Here is a 22497-nt window from a genome sequence, read left to right as displayed (position 1 = left end):
CAGACAATACCCCTTAGCTGAAAGTTATTTCACGTCCATCCCCCAACGAACGATCGAACTTCATTTATATACGAAAAAGTGATTGCTATTTTTGTAGAACCAATTGCTTCTCTTGATGCTCTTTACGAGTTTCAGTCTTTGGTTCCGTGCTTTCTTGGACATTTCGATGTGCCACACGTTTCAAACAAATATGCTTCCACTTTCTTTCGTAACGTTTCATTATTCTAGATGTCCCCCTTGAATGCGCTTTAAAACTATTTGAAATCGCTTACAGGAAATAATATAGCACATATACATAAAAGTGACAACACATTTCCGACATATTTTTGTCAAAAATATGAATATAATGTGTAAAATATCGGATATTGTCGAACCATATCGATTTTTCTTTTTTAAACTACAGCTATCCACACTTTTCCTAATATTTACATCAAAAAAGGAGCTGACATAAAACCAGCCCCTTTCCTTCTATTATTTATCCCATATTAACGGGCAGTAAAACTCCCACTGATTATAGTTTCACTTTATCTTGTTTCATACGCCCTTCTTTTTGCAACTCTTTAAATAGTGCTGCAATCATAAAGAAAATAACAAATACAAATGGGAATGCCGCAATAATCGACGCAGTTTGCAGTGCCTCTAATCCACCGACATACAATAAGGTCGAAGCTATTACTGCTAAAACAATACCCCAAACCATTTTAATGCGATTTGGTGGGTTTAAACTACCATGTGTCGTTAACATCCCTAGGACAAACGTAGCAGAATCTGCCGATGTAATAAAGAATGTTGAAATAAGTAAAATAGCTAGGACAGATAAAGCCGGTCCCATGCCACCCATTTGGTCTAACATAGCAAACAATCCTACTTCTGTGCCCATTTCTTTAATTTGGCCATATATATTCGCTCCATCGAACAATTCCATGTGAATACCTGTTCCTCCGAAAACAGAGAACCAAAGCGCACCAATTACTGTTGGTACGAGTAACACACCAATAACGAATTCACGAATTGTACGCCCGCGTGACACACGAGCAATAAACGTACCTACAAATGGTGACCATGCAATCCACCATGCCCAGTAGAAAATTGTCCATGACTGAATCCACTGATTTCCACCTTCATTTAATGGACTTAAGCGGAAACTCATACTTGGCAATTCCTGAATATATGAACCGATTGTCGAAGTAAAGTAATTCATAATAAAATTCGTTGGACCTGCAAATAATACAATTATCATAAGTGCAAACGCTAAAATAATATTCGCATTACTTAAATATTTAATTCCTTTGTCGAGTCCCGTTTGTGCAGATAACATATAAAGAACTGTTACAATCGCGATAATAACTAACTGTGTCGTAAGCGTATTTGGAATAGATGTTAAATAACTAACACCACCTGCAATTTGCTTCGCCCCAAGTCCTAATGAAGTTGCCACGCCAAAAACAGTCGCAAATACAGCTAAAACATCAAACATACGGGCAATACGGCCATGTTCACCGCCCTTAAATAGCGGACCAACTGCCGCACTAATTGTACTTGCCCTTCCTTTTCTAAATGTAAAATACGCAATACATAATGCTACAAGTGCATATAATCCCCATGGATGTAAGCCCCAATGGAAAAATGAGAAACGAAGTGCAAGACGTGCACTCTCTTCAGTCGCACCCTCTCCAAACGGAGGTGTGTATAAATGGTTCAACGGTTCTGCAACGCCCCAGAAAACCAAACCGATTCCCATACCGGCACTAAATAACATAGCAAACCATGTCATATAACTATAATCAGGTTCATCATCATCTTTACCTAAACGAATCGAACCGTACTTAGAAACAATTAAGAAGATAGCAATTCCTAAGAAAATAGAAACGGAAATAATATAGAACCATCCAAACTTACTAACTAACGCAGCTTGAATTGCAGTCGTTACATTTCCTAAGCTACCTTTTCCAATAATAGATTCGGGAATAATCCCCCAAAGTGTAAATGCAATACATAATGTTAATGAGACAATAAATGTTTTCGTCAGTTTCCTCATCAAATCCCCCTTCGTATGTTTCATTTCTTGTAAATATCATGAATTCCGATGTGTTAAATCGGATAGAAAACCATAGTTTTGCGGTGATTTTCTTTCGGCTCTCTTAGTTTTGCCTTCACCAATTAGAGTTCTTATGGACAGCCTTACCTTTCCGTACAACCTTTTCACTCTGCAAGAGCTACAAGGTAGAAATACTGCTGTCAAATTGTGCGAGAAAAATGCGGATGGGAAGAGGTTTTCCCCAAAAAGGATGTGTTACAGTTTTAAAAAAGGGCAGATTTATTCTTTACAACCCTTTCTTCTTGTAACAATTATGCGGGTTTTTGCTAGTATATAGCGCATGTTTATAAATTCACAAACGAGATGTTTATGTTTATATAACTATTTTACCCATAAAACGGCAAAATACTCAAGGAATGTAGTCGTATGGTAATCATCATGTAACACCCTTGTAACATTTTTAGCTTCATTGAAAAAAACATGTTGTATTAAAAATTTTGACTATAACTATAAACCTACTAAAAATACGGAGTGAAAAACGCTTTCCTTCATTTCCTGCTATGTTACAAAGTGTTAACGACTTATTACGAATGGTTTGTAATTGTGTGTTTTCCCAAAATCCGAAAAAATCTGTTGCTATAATGAGGACACGAAAACAAACGCAATGGAGGCTATCATGAAAAAATTAATTGGAATAGCAACAGCAGCAGTTTTTGGTCTTGGGATTTTCACCGCATCTGCTAACGCAGAAACTGTTGTAAAAACAGACGTACTAAACGTACGAGAAAACCCTACTACTGAATCAAAAGTTGTCGGTAAATTACAGAATGGTCATAAATTAGATGTTCTAAATACAGAAAACGGATGGTCACAAATCAAATTAGATGGTAAAGACGCATTCGTAAGTGCAGAGTTTACAAAGAACTCTTACTATGTAACAGCTAACGTATTAAATGTACGTGCTGAAGCGAACACAAACTCAGAAATTCTTGGAACGCTTAAGAAAGACGATATGATCGAAACAACGAACCAAGTACAAAATGAGTGGTTACAATTTGAATATAACGGGAAAACGGCTTATGTTCATGTTCCTTTCTTAACAGGTACAGCACCTGTTATTGAGAAACAAGAAACGCCTGCTCCTATCTTAGCTGCAGCACCAGCTAAAACAGCACCTGTGGCATCAAAACCAGCTGCTAAGCCTGCTGTGAAAGCTGCTGAAACTAACGAACCATCTAGTGGTCGTGAGTTAACAGTTGTAGCTACAGCATATACAGCTCATCCGAGCGAAAATGGTGGCACATACGGCGGACGTGTATTAACTGCAATGGGTCATGACCTAACAGCGAACCCAAACATGAAAATGATCGCTGTTGACCCGAAAGTAATCCCATTAGGATCTAAAGTATGGGTAGAAGGTTATGGAGAAGCAATCGCTGGTGATACTGGCGGTGCAATTAAAGGTAACCGTATCGACATTCTACTTGGATCAGATAGCGCTGCTAACAAATGGGGACGCAAAACTGTTAAAGTGAAAATTTTAAAATAACCAATGACTGCTAAAGCCGGTTCTCTTTGTTGAGAGCTGGCTTTTATTTTTTTATAATAGCTATAAGGAGGTTATATGTCCATGAATGTACAAGCAAAAGTAGACTGGGTCGGTACACCAAAACCGTACATATATAAAGATGATGTAACATATGATGCAATCGCAATTGACTTCTCACTAACAAACGATGACAATCGCTATAAATTAATTGTGCTCAAGTCTGAAGAAAATACACATTACAAATTCGTACAATACGGAATAAAACCAGGATCTCAAAAGCCATTCCCTATTGATATTCCATTCGAGCAAGAAATGCTACCGCTCATAGAACAAATATTAAATGATCCATATGTACAAGCGATATTAAAGGAAGCGCGCTTCTAATCGAAAAAAGACTATCTCAATTACAAGAGATAGTCTTTTTTATGTTAACGAGTCGGACCAGATACTTCCTCTGATTTCAGCGTATTATTCGCTGCAAGAGAATGGTACAATATCTTTCCATTTCCATTAACAGTAACGATATGATCATTATTAAAGCTCTTGAATTTTACAGAGCCGTCACCGTAACGAATATGATATTCTTCATATGTCGTTACTTTATATTTCGTCGCACTTTGACGTTCTACATTACGGATATTCATTGTCAATAAATCTTCTGTAATTCCTTTTTTCTGTAGATATTGTAAGTAATCACGGTCTTCCTTATACGATTTCCCGCTCTTATCATAATCATTTTCAATTAAACTAAAATCGTTTAATGCAATTGCACGTACGTTATTATAAATATGATTTTGTACAAAATCCCCAACCGCTGAACTAGAAGCTTCTTTTGGGAAATTTAAGTAATATGTACTTTGATCTCCAACTTTAATACTTTCAGATTTCATCACACCAAATTCAGCGTTTTTCTCTAAATGTACTTCTACCGTTTCATCCGTCGGTACAGGACCAAGTTTATAACTTCCGTAAGTTAACTTTCCGCGTTTCTTGCCATTAACAAATACAGTTGCATCGTTTTCATCAGACGAAATGGTTACATAATTTCCTTCAAGTGATAAATTCACTTCTACTGTCCCATTCTTTTCATCTGCTAAATCTACTTCTTTTTCTGTCTCTAATTCAGCAAGCTCCGTCTTCGCCTTTGCCTTTACAACATAAGTACCCGGGAAGTATGGACCTAATTCTTTCGAAGTTTTATCACTAGAAAGCTCTGTTTCTTTTTTATCATTCACATATATTTCAGCATTCTTTGCAGTTGTGCTAACACTCATGTAGTACGATTTCATGCTGAACTTATACTTCGGATATAAGAACCACTCTTTTCCGTCTTCTACAATTTTCCCATCTTTAAAAGATGCTTTATCACTTGCTAACTTTTGATCTACTGTCTCTCTTTGCAAATATGATAACAGTTCTTTATTATAAGAAGGATTCTCTTTTAAATAACGGATATACGCCTTAATATCTTCTGTCTTAACCTTTAAGGTTGGATCGTCTACTTTCAAAATCTCATCGATTGCATTCACATCTTTATTTTGGAATGCTTCGATCATTGCATTTACTTGCTTTTCCTTCGAAAACTTGCTTGCACCGAATTTATATGCGCCAAACAAAATAGCAAAAACAATGACAAAACCTATAAGTAAAAACATGTTTTTCTTACTTTTCACTGGCTTTGTTTCTCTCCGCATTTCTGAATGAGAAGAAGCTGTTTGATCAGCAATTTCTTCTACTTTACTTCCGCAATCAGGACAAAAGTTCAAATGATCTGCAACTTGTTTATTGCATGTTCCACAAAACTTCAATATGCTCTCCCCCTACTTTTTCGCTAATTTCATTCCAACAAATGCCGCTACATATGTCACAATAAAACTAAACAAAGTTAAATATACAAATGAATTTTGCATAGATAATACAGTACCGCTCGCTCCGAATACATTCATTACATTTCCAGACACATCAATTTGGAACTTAGAAATTATGTTCATTACAATCATCATAATTGTGTAAGAACCGCTGCATACCGCTAGTGTAATGTACATATTAGTAGTCGGTAATCCTGCTAATTTCCTACCTGCTCTAAACATAAAGAATAACGGGATCACAAGTAATAATAAACCATAATGGAAGCTGCTATTTACTTCATCAACCTCAGCAATGTCTTCCTGTGTTCCTCCTTGTGCAATCACTATATCCTTCATCCCAAGCCCATTTACAGAAATGCCTGATACGAATGAAAAGGCCATTTTGTTATCCGATGATTTCTTACTAATTCCTTTCAATTCACGATCAAATGCTGGACTTGATACTTCTAACGGAGAAAAATGAGCCATACTCCATAATTGAGGTGTTAATTCTAGTGCTAATAATGCACCTTGCGTTTTTGAAGCTTTCATTTCTTTTAACGGTTCAATACTGTCTTCGTTACTTACTAACGCCATAGCTAAAATACACGTTACTACGGCTGTCACTAAAAGTCCTTTTATCATAGCTGAAATCCCATAATAAATAGATGCCCCATATGGCATTAACTCTTGAACCGCTGCTGCCATATTGTTTTTACTTGTATGAACAATAAATCCTACTAAAGTGAATAACGTTCCACATACAAAACCACTTAGGAAGCTCTTTATAGCTGGATAACCAACTGTTATCTTACCTGCATCTGAGAATGGAATTGCAAAAGATTGTGATGCTACAAAGCTTATAATAAGTAAAAATACTCCATATACAATACCGACTGTTGCTGCTACAAAGACTTGATCCTTAATCGTCTTCGCAACACGTTGTTTCCCTAACCATATTCCTGTACCAGCTAAAATAATGAATGGAACAATTAATAATAAAACAAATGGAGTATGCCAAGATAAAGATAACATCAATCCACTATCATCACCGGCTGTAAAACCAAGCAAATGATAATTTAATAATGTAGAAGTTGCACTTGCATAGAAGCTTGGTAGCATTTCCAGCTCTTTCGTAAGATTGCTAAACATCTCACTTAATATAGAAGCAAATAATAAACTTCCAATCCAACCAGCAACTAACATGAGAACACTTGCAATAGCCCCACCAATTAAACCTGTTTTTAAAGTTGCTTTATCTGCCGTAAATGCAACTTTAGGAGCACTATCCATCGTAGGTAATTTTACCAGTTGTTCTTTTTGCTTAACAACAAATAAAGAATGCCCACACTTTTGACAATATACATTTTGCTGAGCATTTTCATTACCGCAACCTCTACAATATTTAGCAGTATCTTGCTCTAACGTTACTGTATCTACTGCCCCCGCAATCTCCATACTTCCTTCATTAGGACAATAATTCACTTCTTCACCATGTTGTTTTCCACACGTGCGACAATACATCCTATTCACTCCCCACTTTGCTTAATTCCACAAACCGGGCAGTAAGTAGAGTTTTTATCAATATACTCATTACATGTATTACAATTTTCCTTCTCACTATTACTTTCTACCGCTAACATCGGGTTAGGATTTCCACATGAACCACAGAACTTATCATTTATTGATAAAGACCCACCACATTCACAAGTAGCTTTCTCGCCTTGTTGTTTTTGCAATTCAACTATTCGTTTTCTTGCTTGATAAATAGCAACATCAAACTCCTGAATTGGAGCAATCACTTCTTTTAAACTCGCTTCATTTACTCCGTTTCCTCTTAGTTGAACATATACCTGTTGTCCAAGCTCTAATAAAACTTCTGTTTTTTTCTGCATTTGCACTTGCATTCCTTTTTTCAACTGAGCAATTTCTTGTGCAATTTGCAACTTCTGCTTTCCTTGTTCTATTCCCTCTTGTAACTTATTCATTCCACTACCTAATTTCGTCTGTAAATCTGACAAATGCTTTCTCCCCCTATAAATATATAGTAATATGTAAAATTAACATTATATATATTACCATGATTTTCTAATTGTGTAATTAGAATTTCATTTTTTCTGTTTTGAGCATTTTTTGTTTATAATGGTAAAGGAAAGAAATCTGTGTACGGAGGAATATTATGCTGCAACATTCAATTACGAAAGATGAAATTATGATGATTGCGAATGAGTTCGTTCAAGGGCTTGACCCGCAGCAAGTAGCTGATCAGGAGCATGTCGCTACAGCTCGGCACCTATATCGTAGTGGTGTTGTCTATAACGTTGACTTTGATGGCTATACGCTATCCGGAACTGTAAATGCTGAAGGAAGTGTATATAGCGTTCACATCCCGATTCGTAATGTCACGGAAAGCTATTGCGATTGCTTCGCGCCAACGCAATGTGAGCATATGCTTGCTGTGTTACTATCTGCAGCTTCTAGTTTTGGGCAGGTAGGAGATGTATTAACTTTATTCAAAAATAATACAAAACCTTCTCTTCCTCCTATTCGAACTGCACGACAAGTATTGCAATCATCAGCTTTTGAAGAAATGGATTATAAAAGTTGGCAAACATACTTTGAAAATGAATATGAATCATTTAAAAAAGAACAAGCGCGGCTCACTTATAAACAAATGTATTTTCTTATGAGTCTTTTTACAGACTTCTATACAAAATTAGAACGGAAAGCTCCGCGCATCGTCGCTATTCATGAATTATTTAAGTTGCACGCGGCACTTTATTGCTTTCAAAAATTATTAGAAGAAATTCAAGAATTTGAAGCAAACAAACTATATTCTTATCACCAACCAGTTAACGTCGTTCGCCTATTCGTTGATAAAGTTGAATCTACCGTTAGGGACCTAAAAACAGAAGCGATTCCAGAAGAATCCAAACCGATTTTACAAGAAACAGCGCGGCTCATACATGAAGTGTTCTTCTCTACCGATGCCTATACACAAGAGCGATTCTTCATTTATCGTCACGTATGGGGTGAATTGTTAAGAACAGAAGAGCAGCTACAAGAAGAAGAAAAACGAATCGATACTAAAATCAATCCACTTTCCAAAGCATTAGCATCTTCTCATCTGCTCTTTTTAAATAATGAAGATTTATCGGCAATGGAATTACTCAAAAAACAGCCTGCTTCTGTTGTGAGCCTTTACTTCTATTGGTTAGAAGAATTATTAAGTGCGATGCAATGGGACCGTGCTAAAAGCTGGCTTTCCTTTACGTATAAACAAGTAAAGGAAACGATAATGGAACAAGAGAATACCGTCTTCATACAAGATATCGTTCGATTATTCGTGATGATGTATGAGACATCTGCAACGCATACGAATGAACAAGCGGGATTAGAAATGATTTTGCAAGAACTATTACCGTATAGTTTCACGAACTATGAGCAATACGTACTAGCGAAGAAACAATACCATGCATGGACGGAACTTCAGCTCTTATATGGATTCGAAGTAATCGAACTTTTGAAAGAACCATTGAAAGATATTGAAAAAGAAGCACCCGAAGCAGCACTTCCTCTTTATCACCATGCCGCAATGGAAGCAATTGAAGAGCGAAATCGCAAATCATATAAACGTGCCGTTCGTTACTTAAAGAAATTACGTATGCTTTATAAACGACTAAAGCGAACTGATGAATGGGATGCTTTCATTATTCATATCGCTAACTTATATTCACGTCTGCGTGCACTACAAGAAGAATTACGGAGAGGAAAATTAATCGATGATCATACAAACTGAAGTAACAATTAGGCTCCAGCACGTTAGTCAAGGTTGGTTCCTTTGGGGAGAAGATGATAGCGGTACGCTCTTACCCGTAGCAACTTGGAAAAAAAATGCATTCGCATGGCACTCTACTTCTTTCTACGGAACGTTTTTAAAAGAAGCAACATATGAGGGAAAACAAGGCGTTATGTTAACGAATGCCCAGGCATTTGAATACATCGCAAATAAACCAATGAATTCATTTGCAAATATGCAAATGAACGGTCCTATTACGGCGCTTACAAAGGACGCAAGTGAATTATGGGACGCTTTCGTCAGCGGCAGTTTCACACCTGACATGAAGTATTGGTCTCAGCAGCCATCTTGGAAAGTTCAGAATACCTCAATTGAAGATGACATGTTGGCATCTCTTTTCTCTGCCGCTGTGAACGAAAGTATTTTGCAAGATGCCCGCTCAAATGACGGATGGGAAGATGCAAAGAGACTATATGAACATTACGACTTTACGAAAAGGCAATTGGAAGCAGCACTACATGAAGAAGATTGGCTTCGAAAAATTGGTTACATTGAAGATGATCTTCCATTTACAGTCGGCTTAAGACTACAAGAACCGCAAGAAGAACTTGAAATGTGGAAGCTCGAAACAATCGTTACACCAAAACGTGGTGCACATCGCATATATGTATATGAAAGTATCGATTCCTTACCAAAACGATGGCACGATTACGAAGAACGTATTCTTGAAACACAAGAAGGATTCAGTAAGCTCGTACCGTGGCTAAAAGAGGACGACAAGTTCCGAGAAGAACTCTTTGAAACGGAAGCTTGGAACTTCTTAACCGAAGCAAGTAATGAATTACTCGCAGCAGGCATTACAATTTTACTACCATCATGGTGGCAAAATTTAAAAGCAACAAAACCGAGGTTACGCGTTCAGCTGAAGCAAAGTACAGCACAAACACAGTCTTTCTTCGGCATGAATACGCTCGTTAATTTCGACTGGCGCATTTCAACGGACGGAATTGATTTATCAGAAAGCGAATTTTTCGAACTCGTTGAGCAGAACAAACGTCTTTTCAATTTAAATGGTCAATGGATGAGACTTGATCCTGCCTTTATTGAAGAAGTAAAAAAACTAATGCACCGTGCCGATAAATATGGACTTGAAATGAAAGACGTGTTGCAGCAACATTTATCTAGCTCGGCAGAAACAGAAATTGTAGAAGATGATAGTCCGTTTAGCGATATTGAAATTGAACTAGATGGATATTATGAAGAGCTCTTCCAAAAACTTCTGCACATTGGAGATATTCCAAAAGTAGATGTACCATCTTCGCTACAAGCAACACTCCGCCCGTATCAACAACACGGTATTGAATGGTTGCTATACTTACGAAAGCTTGGATTTGGAGCATTATTAGCCGATGATATGGGACTCGGAAAAAGTATTCAAACGATAACTTACTTACTATACGCTAAAGAAAACAATCTCCAAACAGGTCCTGCATTAATTGTGGCACCAACATCAGTTCTTGGAAATTGGCAAAAAGAATTTGAGCGTTTCGCACCAAACTTACGTGTTCAATTACACTATGGAAGCAACCGTGCTAAAGAAGAATCATTTAAAGACTTTCTTCAATCAGCAGATGTCGTATTAACTTCTTATGCATTAGCTCAGCTTGATGAAGAAGAACTTAGTACGTTATGCTGGGACGCTGTTATTTTAGACGAAGCACAAAATATAAAAAATCCACATACGAAACAGTCGAAAGCAGTAAGAAACTTGCAAGCAAATCATAAAATTGCTTTGACCGGTACACCGATGGAAAACCGACTTGCTGAGCTTTGGTCTATTTTCGACTTTATCAATCATGGGTATCTTGGAAGCTTAGGACAATTCCAGCGCCGCTTCGTCACACCGATCGAAAAGGACCGCGATGAAGGAAAAATCCAGCAAGTTCAACGATTTATCTCGCCGTTTTTACTGCGTCGTACGAAGAAAGATCAAGCAGTCGCATTAAATTTACCAGATAAACAAGAACAGAAAGCTTACTGCCCACTAACTGGTGAACAGGCTTCCTTATACGAACAACTTGTTCAAGATACATTACAAAATGTAGAAGGATTAAGCGGAATTGAGCGCCGCGGCTTTATACTACTAATGCTGAACAAGCTAAAACAAATTTGTAACCATCCAGCACTTTATTTGAAAGAAGAAGAACCACAAAACATCGTCGAGCGTTCTATGAAAACAAAAACGGTAATGGAGCTCATCCAAAATATAAAAGACCAAAATGAAAGTTGCTTAATCTTCACTCAATACATTGGCATGGGGAACATGCTAAAAAGTATGTTAGAAGAAACATTCGGTCAGCGCGTCCTCTTCTTAAACGGAAGCGTGCCGAAGAAAGAACGTGACAAGATGATTGAGCAGTTCCAAAACGGAACGTATGACATCTTCATCTTATCATTAAAGGCCGGCGGAACAGGATTAAACTTAACTGCTGCCAACCATGTCATTCACTATGACCGTTGGTGGAATCCAGCTGTAGAAAACCAAGCAACAGACCGTGCTTATCGCATCGGTCAAAAACGCTTCGTTCACGTTCATAAGCTTATTACAACGGGAACACTTGAAGAGAAAATTGATGAAATGTTAGAACGAAAACAATCATTAAACAACGCCGTCATTACAAGCGATAGTTGGATGACCGAACTATCAACCGACGAACTAAAAGAATTACTTGGCGTGTAAATCAAAAAGGAGCAAATCTCTAAATGAGATTAGCTCCTTTTTCTATGCCAAAACCAATTGCTTATTATAATTCCTGTTAACCCGCCGCACGTATCAAGCAATGAATCTTGCCACATCGGTGTACGGTCTCCCGTAAACCATTGATGAATTTCATCAAATGTTGCATACCCCGCAACGAAAAGGAGGGCGTATGCAAAGCACCTTTTTCTCGAATAACCCGATCGATGAAAAGCATAATACGTCAATGAACCGAGCATAAAGAACACCATAAAATGAGCACCTTTACGAAGGAAAAACTCAACAAATCCACCTACACCTTTATTTGCGATACTAACAGGTGTACCTCCCCCATAATCAATCGATACCCATGAAAAATGCTCTTTCACAAACTCAACATTTATATATTGCTCAATATCCGAGCGCATATCCTGTTTTTTATATGGCTGTGCTGAGGAATAGAAAATAATCCCCATCCATAGTAATACAGGAATCCAAAATAACCATTTACGATTCATTCTCCCGAAAACTCCTCTCTTAGTCTTTTAAGAGTACCAAAAAAAAGAAAAAATTTCACGCCAAAACATGACATTCACCACCTATTTATAAAGTGAAAGGGGGTGATAAACATGGCAGTTGAAACAATCGTAATGGATTTAACTTTACGTCTCGTATTAAACGGAGGATTAGACAAAAACGGTAAAACAGTTTTTAAGAACAAGCAATTCAAACGTGTGAAAACAAACGCAGATTTAGGAAAAGTACATGAAGTAGCACGTGCTCTTGCTTCACTACAACAATCATCACTTCACGCCGTACAACTTGTAAGCACGTCAGATCTTTCTAATCTGTAAATAAAAAGGAGGGAATAAAGCATGCAAGTACTCGAATTGATTTTCGTGAAAGAAGATGGAAAAACAGTTTCCTTTTCTATCGATAATCCCATTACACCAGTAAATGAACTAGTCGTAAATCAAGTAATGGATACCATTCTTGCTTCATCTGTATTTTCATCAATTAGTGAAAATACTCGTAAAAAAGGGGCACGCCTCGTAGAAAAAACTGTATCTGAAGTTCAGATTACTCCATAAATCAAAAAGACGAATCTGCATTATTTTGCAGATTCGTCTTTTTTCTTCGGCATTTCAATTGGGATAAAGATGTTTGAAAAACCAACACAAACATACTTATAATTTTCCCCACCTAAATCAAATTCTGTCGTATATGTTGAGAAGAAAATATAATCATTTCGCTTTGTATAATGTTCGATTAATAATCCAACTTGTGGTTCCACATACTTATTTGCCAATTTCTTTCCCGCCGATGCTAAGTCGCCAAGTATACCCTCTTTATTTTCTTTCTCAACCTCTTCTAGCTTCTTACTCACATCATTACGCTTCATAAATTGTTTTGCTGCCCAATCCGTATATTCTCCCTTACCCGGATTACTGTTTGCTAAATAAACTAAGAGAACAACAGCTAGAGCCATAATAATATACTTTTTCTTCATGCTATATCACCGCCTACTCTTTTCTATTTTCATATATATGTACAAGCGATGCAAATTAGAAAGACTATCATCTATTGATTGTAAACGAACCGTAAAAATTTACAATACGAAACAAAAGATTAATAATAATTTTACATAATTCGTATATAATTATATTCAGAATAACAATTTTATAAGGGAGGATTTTAGAATCATGGATAATGAAAATGATATTTTTATTTCTAGTTCTACAATGATGCTCGAACCTTGTAAACACCCTTATTACCGGACAAAAATGATCGACAGTAGCGGCAACCCTCTGTACTCTTGCCAAACAGCTATCCAACTCATAAAGAAATCTTGTCTAACACATGTTCATTCTACTTATCAAGGTAGACGTCATGCAGTCCAAATAAACTTTAAGCTCAAACAAAATGTTCCAATCCCGATTAATCATAGAGAATATATTTGTGTTTTCCCAACAGAATCTCCTTCTTCTCCAAACTGTATTTGGTTGTTCTATAACCATATAGAGGAGATAGAATTTTTTAAGAACATTAAAAAATCTATCATTCATTTTTCAAATGGAACTACCGTAACACTACTAATAAGTCCTCATAAGTTACAGCAACAATTTTTGAAAGCTGGACATGTATTATCCCGAATGAACATGAAGGATTCACTACACTCAAAAAACCCCTTGTCACATTTACTGCCTTAAAATAAATAGAATGGAACGCAATATTTCCTTTGCCTTCCATTCTACTTATTATTCTTACCCCCTTACACTATCTCGCATTTTCTCAAGCGCTTGTCGATATACCCATCTCACTTGATAGTACGTCATCCCCATTTCAGAAGCTATCTCTCCCATCTTTTTACCTGCAAAAAACCGCTCTGAAATGATGTGCTTCTCCTTCTCATCTAACACACTCATAAAGTCCTTCGCTCTCGTTCCCGCATCTTCACACTCAAATCGTTCCTCATACTCACCGGTACATACATACCGCTCTTGCACTACGCATTCTTTCTTCAACCTCTCCAATATATAACCACGTACTGTTACGACAGCATAAGCAGGAAAACTCCCTTTCTCCTCCTCATACCTTTCATAAGCATGCCAAAGACCAATTAAACCACATTGATAATACTCTTCATAATCTTGGTAAATATTTAACCTCTTTATTTGATTTACAATCATACCTTCATACAAAACAACCGTATCTGTAAAAGTCGCTGGCTTCACACAGTACCCGTTTCTAAAAGGTATACCTCTTCAGTATTCCGCGGTACCTCTACAATATAAAATGAGAAAGGAAATTTCATTGTGGGTAATTTCAAATACTGCTGCTGGAATTTGAAATTACACTAGTCAGAATTTGAAATTCTGCTTGGGGTATTTGAAATAGGGGTAAAAATAAAAAAGGTTCCTCCTATACATTAGAAGGAACCTTTTGTTTATATATTGGCAAACTATATTACTCTTTAGCTATGCTTTTGAAAAATCTATCGATCGCATATAAACCAGTAGCTAAAATACAGCTTGTAACCCCAACAAATATATAAGGATTCTTATTCGGCATATATTCTACAGCTAACAATGTTACGACTAACATAAACAAAATATTTGCTGAAAATTTCTTAAGCATATTTATCCCTCCTTACAAAAAAAATGCAGCAATTATAAAAATAATTGCTGCATTTCTTTCTAGTGACATAAAACATCACTATTATTGGAACATTCCTTTTACCGCGCCAAATCCAATAGTTAAGATAAAGAAGACAACCATAAGAATTGTTGCTTTCTTTTTACTTAAACCAGCTGTAATTTGAAGACCTAACCATGTAATAACAAATCCCCAAATTGTGAACACTTCAATATTATTTGCAATACCTTTTGCAACACCACCACTTGAAGCGAAAATCGGACCTAAACCAGTGTACATTTCTTGCCCTGATCCACCTAAAACAAGTGCTAAAACTGTATTTATTAATAAACCAAGTAATGAAATAATGCTTGAGTACACACTAATCGTTAATAATTTCTTATAAGAAGTATCATTGCTCATTAACATCATTAACACTTTATACACCGCTGCACTAATAAAGAAACCTACCGCCATACCAATAGCACCGAATACTGCACCCGTACCAAACGCCATTACAGGCGTAACGCTAATACCCAAATCCTTATTAACCTTAATCGCCTCAGGAGTTAGGGAGTACACATAAGAAGCAAGTCCTCCTACAATCCCCGCTAATAAAACAAGTAACCAAAATGCACCCCAAACCGCATTACTAGTCTTCATTCTCTCAAACTGTACACCAGGAGATGTAATCATCCCAAATAAAGAGGGCTTCTCTCCGCCAACTTTTTGCGTATTCAAATTCGCTTCCATTATAACGCCTCCTTCTATTTATATAACCCGTTCTAACGGGCGGTTCACATCCTCACGCAAGAGGCTACGAACCGCCCACTAGAACGGTAACGTGTAGTAGAGAAGCTCCTCTCTACTACACTAATAGTCTACTCATAACGAAGTGCTTCAATTGGATCTAATTTCGCAGCCTTGTTCGCTGGAATTAATCCGAAGATAATACCTAGTGTCATAGAGAACAATACGCCTCCAACGACAACTTCCCATGAAACGAGCGGTGGCCACTTCGCAAATGTGGAAACGATATATGCCCCGCCATACCCAAGACCAATTCCGATTAAACCACCTAGAAGCGTTAACATAACTGCTTCAATTAAAAATTGTAATAAAATTTTACTACGTGTTGCCCCAAGCGCTTTACGCACCCCAATTTCACGTGTACGCTCCGTTACAGATACAAGCATGATGTTCATAACGCCAATACCACCAACGACTAGTGAAATACCAGCGATACCGCCGATAATCATCGTCATAATACCTGTCATTTTTGAAATACCTTCTTGAAGTTCTTTTAAATTCATAACTTCGTATTTACCAGTTGCATCACTCGGTTTACGACTGTTTAAGACATCTGCAGCTTTTTTACCTGCTTTTTCTAGATTATCTACATTTTTTGCTTGAACAGAAATATTTTGAATTTCATCTTTTCCATACAGTGTCGGCCATAATGAAATTGGAACTAGTGCTTCTGATGGTCCCATTCCCATAAACTCGTTATCTGATTTATAGACACCAATAATTTGCATCGGTTGACCTTTCATTTCAATAATTTTACCGACTGGATTGGCATCCTTAAACACCTTTTCTTCCATTTGTTTACTAATCATGACAACGTTATTACCTTGATCCACATCTGATTCTTGTAAAGAACGTCCCTTTAACAACTTTACTTTATTTACTGCAAAGTACTCACTGTCTAATCCAGTAATACTCACCATTTCTATTTTATCTTCAATATCAAGTGGTTCCATACTTGAATTTGTTGTTACAACATGTGCGATCTCTGGAATTTTTTTAATTTCAAAAATATCTTCTTCAGTTATCTTCGGTGCTTCTACCATCCCCATACCAAAAGGATCATTCATATCGGCACTATAATGAATCGGAACCGTTTGATTACCTGACCCAACAAATTGAGATTTCAGTGCAGCTTCCCCGCCTTGCCCAATCGCAACGACGGTAATGATAGAACCTACACCGATAATAATCCCAAGCATCGTCAGAGCTGAGCGTAGTTTATGAGCTAAAATAGAAGATAAGGCAATTTTCATACTATCTAGTAAGCTCATACCGCACACCTTCTATCTTCTGTAATTTTCCCATCTCGCAATACAATGCGACGAGAAGAATAAGCAGCTACTTCCTCTTCATGCGTAACCATAACAATCGTCGTACCTTCTGCATTGAGCTTCGTGAAAATATCCATAACTTGTGCACCAGACTTCGTATCAAGTGCACCTGTCGGCTCATCGGCCATAATAAACGTTGGATTATTTGCAATCGATCTCGCAATCGCTACACGTTGCTTCTGTCCACCTGATAACTCACTAGGTAAATGGTGTACTCTATCTGATAATCCAACTTTTCCAAGCGCTTCAAGAGCTCTCTGACGACGTTCTGCTTTCTTCACCCCACCATAGATGAGCGGAAGTTCAACGTTTTCCACTGCGGAAAGACGCGGCAGTAAATTAAAATGCTGGAACACAAAACCGATATATTCATTACGAATTAAAGCTAGTTTTGACTCGTCTGCTGTTAAGATATTCACATCATTCAGCATATATTCGCCCTCTGTTGGACGATCTAAACAACCGATAATATTCATAAGCGTTGATTTACCTGAACCAGATGGTCCCATAATCGAAATAAACTCACCGCTTTGAATCGTTAAACTAATACCATGTAAGATCGGCACTGCCAACTTCCCTTGATAATACGTTTTAGAAATATTATTTAACGTAATCATTTCTCTTTCACTTCCATTCCGTCATACACGTTGTCGGAAGGATTTTTAACCACCTTTTGCCCCACTGTTGCGCCTTCAACAATCTCTGTCCAGTCTCCATCAGTAGCACCTTTTTTCACATTTTGTTTACGAAGCTTTCCTTTTTCTTCGATATAAACAAATGCATCTTCGCCTTTTTCTACAATGCTCTTAGTTGGAACAGCAATCATCGTCTTATTCTCTAAATTTACTTGCAGCGAAACGTGATAACCTGGAGATAAACCATCTTGGCTATCAAGACTTGCTTTATATGTATACTGAGACATATTTTGAGTTCCCTCACCAGCAGCTTGAGCCATCTCTGCACTCGTTGGGAATTCACTTACTTCCGTAATCTTACCTGTCCACTTCTTCTTATTATTTGCTTTCGCAGTTACAGTGAACGTTTGATCTTTTTGAATTTGTGACTTTTGAAGCTCTGTTAAAGTCCCTTGAACTTGGAACGGGTCTTTAGAAGCTACTTGTAAGAATGCTTTCCCTTGACCACCTAACGCCTGAGATGAACTTTGCGCTGCATCTTTATCTAACTTCTGTACAACACCAGTAAAATTACTATAAATCGTAAGTTCGTTCTGTTTTTTACTTAACTCTTCTTTTTGTAACTTTCCTTTTTCTTTCTCAAGGTCAGTTGTTTTTTGCGCCATTTCTAACTCGCTTACTTGTTCTTCCATTGAGTCTGTTACTTCTTTCCCAGCCCCACTATCTTTTGCCTTCTTAATTTCTTTCTTCAACGAATCAATCTTCTTTTTCCCTTGATCATAACGCATATCAGCCATCTTCTGATCAAGCTCAGCTTGCTTCATTTGTAGATTAATTTCTTCATTATCATAAGAGAATAGCTTCGTTCCTTTTTCTACCTCTTGTCCTTCTTTCACCGCAATATCTTTCACTTTTCCTTTGGCCGGATCCGCATAGAAACTTTCAATATTCCCTGGCTTCACCTGACCAGAAATTAACTTCGTATTATTAAGCTTACGCTCTGTCACTTTCTCAAAACTTACAGCATCTGTCTTAGCCGTACCTTTCTTCTTACCTTGCATAACAAAAATATTAACTGCTGCAACAATAACAATTAGTGCAATAACCCCGATAATAATCCATTTCTTCTTCTTATTTGGAGTACGAACCGTATTTGGTAACATATTCTCTCTCCTTTTATATCTTATAGTTTAATAGATATTTAATTGTATAAAACTTTCCGAAAATGATAATTCCACTTACATTGTTACACTCATTTTACAAAGTTTTACACAATCATTTATATTGTAACAAAAATACCAATGATTAGAAATATGACATCCTATCTTTTAAGATAGTTTTAAGGAAAGATTATTGTATATAGAAAAAGCCATCCAAAATGATAATTGGATAGCTTTTCTATATAATATATTACGCCACTTTAGGACCTTTTCTCTCATGTCCACGTTGAACGATAAATAAGAATACTGTTGATAAAATACCGCCTGCTAATAGTAAGATGAAGCAGCCATCCCAGCCAGAACGATCAACAATAACACCAATTGCTGCGTTCGCTACAAGACTTCCTCCTACATAACCGAACAGACCACACATACCAACTGTTGTACCTACTGCAAATTTCGGTACTAATTCCATCGCACTTAAACCGATTAAGAATTGTGGTACGTAAATTAAACAACCGATAATAGAAACTGCAATACTTACAACAAGTACGCTAGATGCTTGCCAATATACAACCGTACCAACAACAACTCCGGCCATACTCATAATACATAACGGCATACGTTTTCCTTTAAATAACTTATCACTTAAAAGACCAACGATTAATGAACTTGGAATTGCCATACCTTCAAAAATCGCGTATGCAGCATGCGCTTCTGCTTTTGAAAAACCTTTAACTGTTGTTAAATAAAGCGGAACCCAGTTAATAACACCGAAACGAATTAAGTAAACAAATGCATTCGCAATACATAAATACCAAACGAACTTATTTGTCACTACATATTTCATTAAAATTTCTTTTGGTGACATCTTATTAGCATTATCTGCTTTTTCAAGATTTTCATAATCATTACGATACTCATCAATTGGAGGAAGACCTTCAGATTCTGGTGTATCCTTCGCATTAATCCAAACAAGAACTGCAATTACCATTGCGATAATCGCTGGGAAAATAAATACTCCACCTTGCCAATTATTTTCACCGAAAATACCGACACCAATTCCGACAAGGGGCGGCACTAGCATTCCACCAACGTTATGTGAAATATTCCAAATACCTGTTTTCGTACCACGTTCTTTCTTCGAGAACCATTTCGTCATAACAATACTACAAGGTGGTGCTCCCATACCTTGTACAATACCGTTCAAAACAAGTAATGTAACAATCATCCCAAATGAATTTGCAAACCCGAAGCAAATATTTACAAGCCCTGATAAGAATAATCCGACTGCGATAAAGCGCTGGGCAAAAGCTTTATCTGATAAATTCCCCATAAAGAACTTACTAAATCCATAAACAATCGCCATTACTGAACCTAGTAGTCCAATTTGAGCTGTACTAAAACCATATTCTTGTACTAAATACGTACTTGATAACGTAAAGTTACTGCGCACTAAATAATAAGCAGCATACCCAACTGAAATTCCAATTAGTACACGAATACGCAGTAATGTATATACTTTAGCGATCATATCCGCTGGTAATCTCTCAATTGCAGGTGCTGGCTTAAGCCATTTAAACATATTTTTCCGTCTCCTTTTCTCACTTTTGAGAGAGACGTTGTCTATTCCATATCTCGATTATTCCACTATTTGATATATTTTTGTTTGTTCTTCTAACTGGCTGACCTTCTATCTCTTTCTCATTCTTCGCAAACATCGTTGGTACGCCAAACGAAACTTTTTCTAAAATGTGCCCCGCTTCTTCTGATAAACAATAATCAATAAATAAGTCCGCAATAATACCACTCGGCGCACGCTTTAGTTTCGAAATCGCATTAACAGACAACCCTGTTTGCTCAGGTTCGTTACTTATAATAGGAAAGCCTTGTTTTTGAAGCATTCTCTGATCTCCCGCAAAATTAATGCCTATCATATATTCACCGCTCGCCACAAGTTCTACTGGCATATAACCATTCACCGTCACTTCACCAACTTGCCTCGCAAGATTCTTTACATACGCTTTTGCCTCTTCTTCACCTAAAGTATCAATGAGTGATTGAAACAACGTATATGCAGTACCTGAAACATTTGGATCTGGCATGACAATCTTTCCAGTGTAAGCAGGGTTTAATAAATCTTGCCACCTTGATGGATATGGAAGACCGAGCGGTGCTATTTCTTCATTCCACCGCTCTTTATTAATCGCAATTGCCAGTTTCTCCACTTCGTAACCGTACCAATAACCATCTTTATCTTTAACAGACTTTGAAATACGGTTCGCATGCTGGCTCGTAACAGGAATAGAAAGGTTCTTTTGCTTCATCATTTGATGTGCATCTACTGTACCACCAATAATAATATCCGCCTTCGGATTTCCAGCTTCCTCTTCCACTCTCCGAAGAAGTTCTTCTGTCGAAAGACGAATAAATTCATACGTACATCCGCGCTGTTTACAAAATGATGAAAGCAAAGCTTCACCAACTTCCTCGCGGGCTGCTACATATGCAACGAGATGACGATCATTCAAAATAGGGAGACCACTTTTATTATATTTAATAGAGGTTGTATCTCGAGAGCAACTAGACATCGCTCCTCCGATTATTAGCAAAAAGAAGAAAAAGGCTATCTTTCTCATCACACACTCTCCTTTACAAATAACTCTGCTAGGGAGCCCTTCATATACATGACATTCCCGTTATTATCACCGAGATATTGCACAACAAAGTACGTTGGATACACAGAAATAGTTAGAATATCCACCCGCTCATTCTTTACACGTTTGCCTGTTTTATAGGCAGTAACATAAGCAATAGGATCCTTCTGTGATTGTAATAACTTCTGAATTTCTCCGTAATCTATAATTTGTTTTGCGTACCGAATAGAATCGAGTATATGCGTAAGATCTATAGCACGTACTACATCACCTTGGCGTACTATGACATCTTTTGCTGACGCAAAAAAATCACTAATACGTTCCGGCGTGTAATACAGGCTTAACAAATACGTTTGAAATGCTGAGATCATCGGATCCGTACCATTCTTTCCGTATACATTAGCCTCATACTGGAACAAGTCACCTACTGCAAAAGTACGTTTATGTCCATTCAAGTACGTTACTTCTCCAGTAAATACTTGTTCTTGATTCTTCGCTTCTCTCGGTTCTATTCGAATTCGGTCAAAGAATGAAACGATCGTATGCAAACGAACTTCATCCGTTACAACAATTTCTCCCCACTTCTCATGCCTTACTTTCACCTGAGTAGGAAGGGATTCATTCACTCTTTGTAAAACGGCTTGTTTGTCATCCACAATTGTAATTCGGTTGTATATTTGCTTCTCAATAACATAAAACAAAATAAGAGAAGCAATCATACAAAAGACAAACATAAGAATTTGAAATGATAGCCTTTTCATTTCTGCCTACCTCCAAGATAAAAAAACGTTGTTTCGAA

At 37.2% G+C, this 22497-nt stretch carries 23 protein-coding genes; 7 read left to right on the top strand and 16 right to left on the bottom strand.

Features of this window, described 5'->3' with window-relative positions; genetic code table 11:
• Positions 1 to 85: 85 nt before the first annotated feature.
• Together FT637_RS30320 and FT637_RS13900 are read right to left on the bottom strand one after the other, a co-directional pair.
• Positions 86 to 220, bottom strand: coding sequence for a hypothetical protein (locus tag FT637_RS30320; protein WP_002123916.1), 135 nt, complete (start codon positions 218 to 220; stop codon positions 86 to 88).
• 291 nt (positions 221 to 511) lie between these two features.
• Complete coding sequence (locus tag FT637_RS13900) at positions 512 to 2038, bottom strand: glycine betaine transporter OpuD (protein WP_193646807.1); 1527 nt, start codon at positions 2036 to 2038, stop codon at positions 512 to 514.
• 676 nt (positions 2039 to 2714) lie between these two features.
• Between FT637_RS13900 and FT637_RS13895 the strand changes: the two genes are divergently transcribed.
• Together FT637_RS13895 and FT637_RS13890 are read left to right on the top strand one after the other, a co-directional pair.
• Positions 2715 to 3587 carry a cell wall-binding protein EntA gene (locus tag FT637_RS13895; RefSeq protein WP_264675737.1) on the top strand — a complete coding sequence of 291 codons (873 nt, stop codon included), beginning with the start codon at positions 2715 to 2717 and terminating at the stop codon, positions 3585 to 3587.
• An 81-nt stretch (positions 3588 to 3668) separates the two neighbouring features.
• Positions 3669 to 3971 (top strand): DUF3910 family protein, encoded by a 303-nt coding sequence (locus FT637_RS13890; protein WP_193646805.1) that lies wholly within the window; start codon positions 3669 to 3671, stop codon positions 3969 to 3971.
• A gap of 44 nt (positions 3972 to 4015) precedes the next feature.
• Here FT637_RS13890 and FT637_RS13885 read toward each other — a convergent pair whose 3' ends face one another.
• Genes FT637_RS13885 through FT637_RS13875 form a run of 3 tightly spaced genes read right to left on the bottom strand, consistent with a single transcriptional unit; the run spans position 4016 to position 7455 of the window.
• Positions 4016 to 5395 (bottom strand): zinc ribbon domain-containing protein, encoded by a 1380-nt coding sequence (locus tag FT637_RS13885; RefSeq protein ID WP_193646804.1) that lies wholly within the window; start codon positions 5393 to 5395, stop codon positions 4016 to 4018.
• Between the two features lie 12 nt (positions 5396 to 5407).
• A complete protein-coding gene (locus FT637_RS13880) occupies positions 5408 to 6958 on the bottom strand; it encodes a zinc ribbon domain-containing protein (protein ID WP_193646803.1) in 1551 nt (516 codons plus the stop codon).
• A gap of 5 nt (positions 6959 to 6963) precedes the next feature.
• The gene (locus FT637_RS13875; protein WP_193646802.1) at positions 6964 to 7455 is read right to left on the bottom strand and encodes a zinc ribbon domain-containing protein; all 492 of its coding nucleotides are present in this window, start codon (positions 7453 to 7455) and stop codon (positions 6964 to 6966) included.
• Positions 7456 to 7613: 158 nt separating this feature from the next.
• Here FT637_RS13875 and FT637_RS13870 point away from each other — a divergent pair, with 158 nt between their 5' ends.
• A complete protein-coding gene (locus FT637_RS13870; RefSeq protein ID WP_193646801.1) occupies positions 7614 to 9233 on the top strand; it encodes an SWIM zinc finger family protein in 1620 nt (539 codons plus the stop codon).
• Entirely contained in the window at positions 9217 to 11973 is a 2757-nt protein-coding gene (locus FT637_RS13865; RefSeq protein ID WP_193646800.1) for a DEAD/DEAH box helicase, read from the top strand. Before FT637_RS13870 ends, FT637_RS13865 begins: the two co-directional genes overlap by 17 nt.
• A 29-nt stretch (positions 11974 to 12002) precedes the next feature.
• Here FT637_RS13865 and FT637_RS13860 read toward each other — a convergent pair whose 3' ends face one another.
• Complete coding sequence (locus FT637_RS13860; protein WP_002068432.1) at positions 12003 to 12488, bottom strand: VanZ family protein; 486 nt, start codon at positions 12486 to 12488, stop codon at positions 12003 to 12005.
• 111 nt (positions 12489 to 12599) lie between these two features.
• Here FT637_RS13860 and FT637_RS13855 point away from each other — a divergent pair, with 111 nt between their 5' ends.
• Entirely contained in the window at positions 12600 to 12824 is a 225-nt protein-coding gene (locus FT637_RS13855; RefSeq protein ID WP_002016256.1) for a DUF1659 domain-containing protein, read from the top strand.
• Positions 12825 to 12845: 21 nt separating this feature from the next.
• On the top strand, positions 12846 to 13061 hold the full coding sequence (locus FT637_RS13850; protein WP_193646799.1) for a DUF2922 domain-containing protein: 216 nt from the start codon (positions 12846 to 12848) through the stop codon (positions 13059 to 13061).
• 20 nt (positions 13062 to 13081) lie between these two features.
• Here the strand turns inward: FT637_RS13850 and FT637_RS13845 are convergent, their stop codons facing one another.
• On the bottom strand, positions 13082 to 13480 hold the full coding sequence (locus tag FT637_RS13845; RefSeq protein WP_002034805.1) for a DUF4359 domain-containing protein: 399 nt from the start codon (positions 13478 to 13480) through the stop codon (positions 13082 to 13084).
• 193 nt (positions 13481 to 13673) lie between these two features.
• Between FT637_RS13845 and FT637_RS13840 the strand changes: the two genes are divergently transcribed.
• The gene (locus FT637_RS13840; RefSeq protein WP_193646798.1) at positions 13674 to 14180 is read left to right on the top strand and encodes a competence protein ComK; all 507 of its coding nucleotides are present in this window, start codon (positions 13674 to 13676) and stop codon (positions 14178 to 14180) included.
• Between the two features lie 54 nt (positions 14181 to 14234).
• On the opposite strand, the gene FT637_RS13835 is transcribed toward FT637_RS13840, so the two are convergent.
• The 9 genes from FT637_RS13835 to FT637_RS13795 all read right to left on the bottom strand — a co-directional run bounded on the left by FT637_RS13835 (position 14235) and on the right by FT637_RS13795 (position 22459).
• Complete coding sequence (locus FT637_RS13835; RefSeq protein WP_193646797.1) at positions 14235 to 14705, bottom strand: sigma-70 family RNA polymerase sigma factor; 471 nt, start codon at positions 14703 to 14705, stop codon at positions 14235 to 14237.
• Positions 14706 to 14937: 232 nt separating this feature from the next.
• A complete protein-coding gene (locus FT637_RS13830; protein WP_193646796.1) occupies positions 14938 to 15108 on the bottom strand; it encodes a hypothetical protein in 171 nt (56 codons plus the stop codon).
• An 81-nt stretch (positions 15109 to 15189) separates the two neighbouring features.
• Entirely contained in the window at positions 15190 to 15858 is a 669-nt protein-coding gene (locus FT637_RS13825; protein ID WP_193646795.1) for a Yip1 family protein, read from the bottom strand.
• A gap of 128 nt (positions 15859 to 15986) precedes the next feature.
• A complete protein-coding gene (locus FT637_RS13820; protein WP_070170705.1) occupies positions 15987 to 17186 on the bottom strand; it encodes an ABC transporter permease in 1200 nt (399 codons plus the stop codon).
• Positions 17183 to 17863, bottom strand: a complete 681-nt coding sequence (locus FT637_RS13815; protein WP_002144795.1) for an ABC transporter ATP-binding protein — start codon at positions 17861 to 17863, stop codon at positions 17183 to 17185. The genes FT637_RS13820 and FT637_RS13815 overlap by 4 nt, the downstream gene beginning before the upstream one ends.
• Positions 17860 to 19044 carry an efflux RND transporter periplasmic adaptor subunit gene (locus tag FT637_RS13810; protein WP_193646794.1) on the bottom strand — a complete coding sequence of 395 codons (1185 nt, stop codon included), beginning with the start codon at positions 19042 to 19044 and terminating at the stop codon, positions 17860 to 17862. Before FT637_RS13810 ends, FT637_RS13815 begins: the two co-directional genes overlap by 4 nt.
• 247 nt (positions 19045 to 19291) lie before the next feature.
• A complete protein-coding gene (locus FT637_RS13805) occupies positions 19292 to 20626 on the bottom strand; it encodes an MFS transporter (RefSeq protein WP_193646793.1) in 1335 nt (444 codons plus the stop codon).
• A gap of 19 nt (positions 20627 to 20645) precedes the next feature.
• On the bottom strand, positions 20646 to 21680 hold the full coding sequence (locus tag FT637_RS13800; RefSeq protein ID WP_193646792.1) for an ABC transporter substrate-binding protein: 1035 nt from the start codon (positions 21678 to 21680) through the stop codon (positions 20646 to 20648).
• Entirely contained in the window at positions 21680 to 22459 is a 780-nt protein-coding gene (locus tag FT637_RS13795) for a DUF3919 family protein (RefSeq protein ID WP_193646791.1), read from the bottom strand. Before FT637_RS13795 ends, FT637_RS13800 begins: the two co-directional genes overlap by 1 nt.
• Between the last annotated feature and the right edge of the window lie 38 nt (positions 22460 to 22497).

The sequence above is a fragment of the Bacillus cereus genome, assembly GCF_015071065.1.
GTDB lineage: Bacteria > Bacillota > Bacilli > Bacillales > Bacillaceae_G > Bacillus_A > Bacillus_A cereus_BA.
This window is presented reverse-complemented; position numbering and strand designations above follow the sequence as displayed.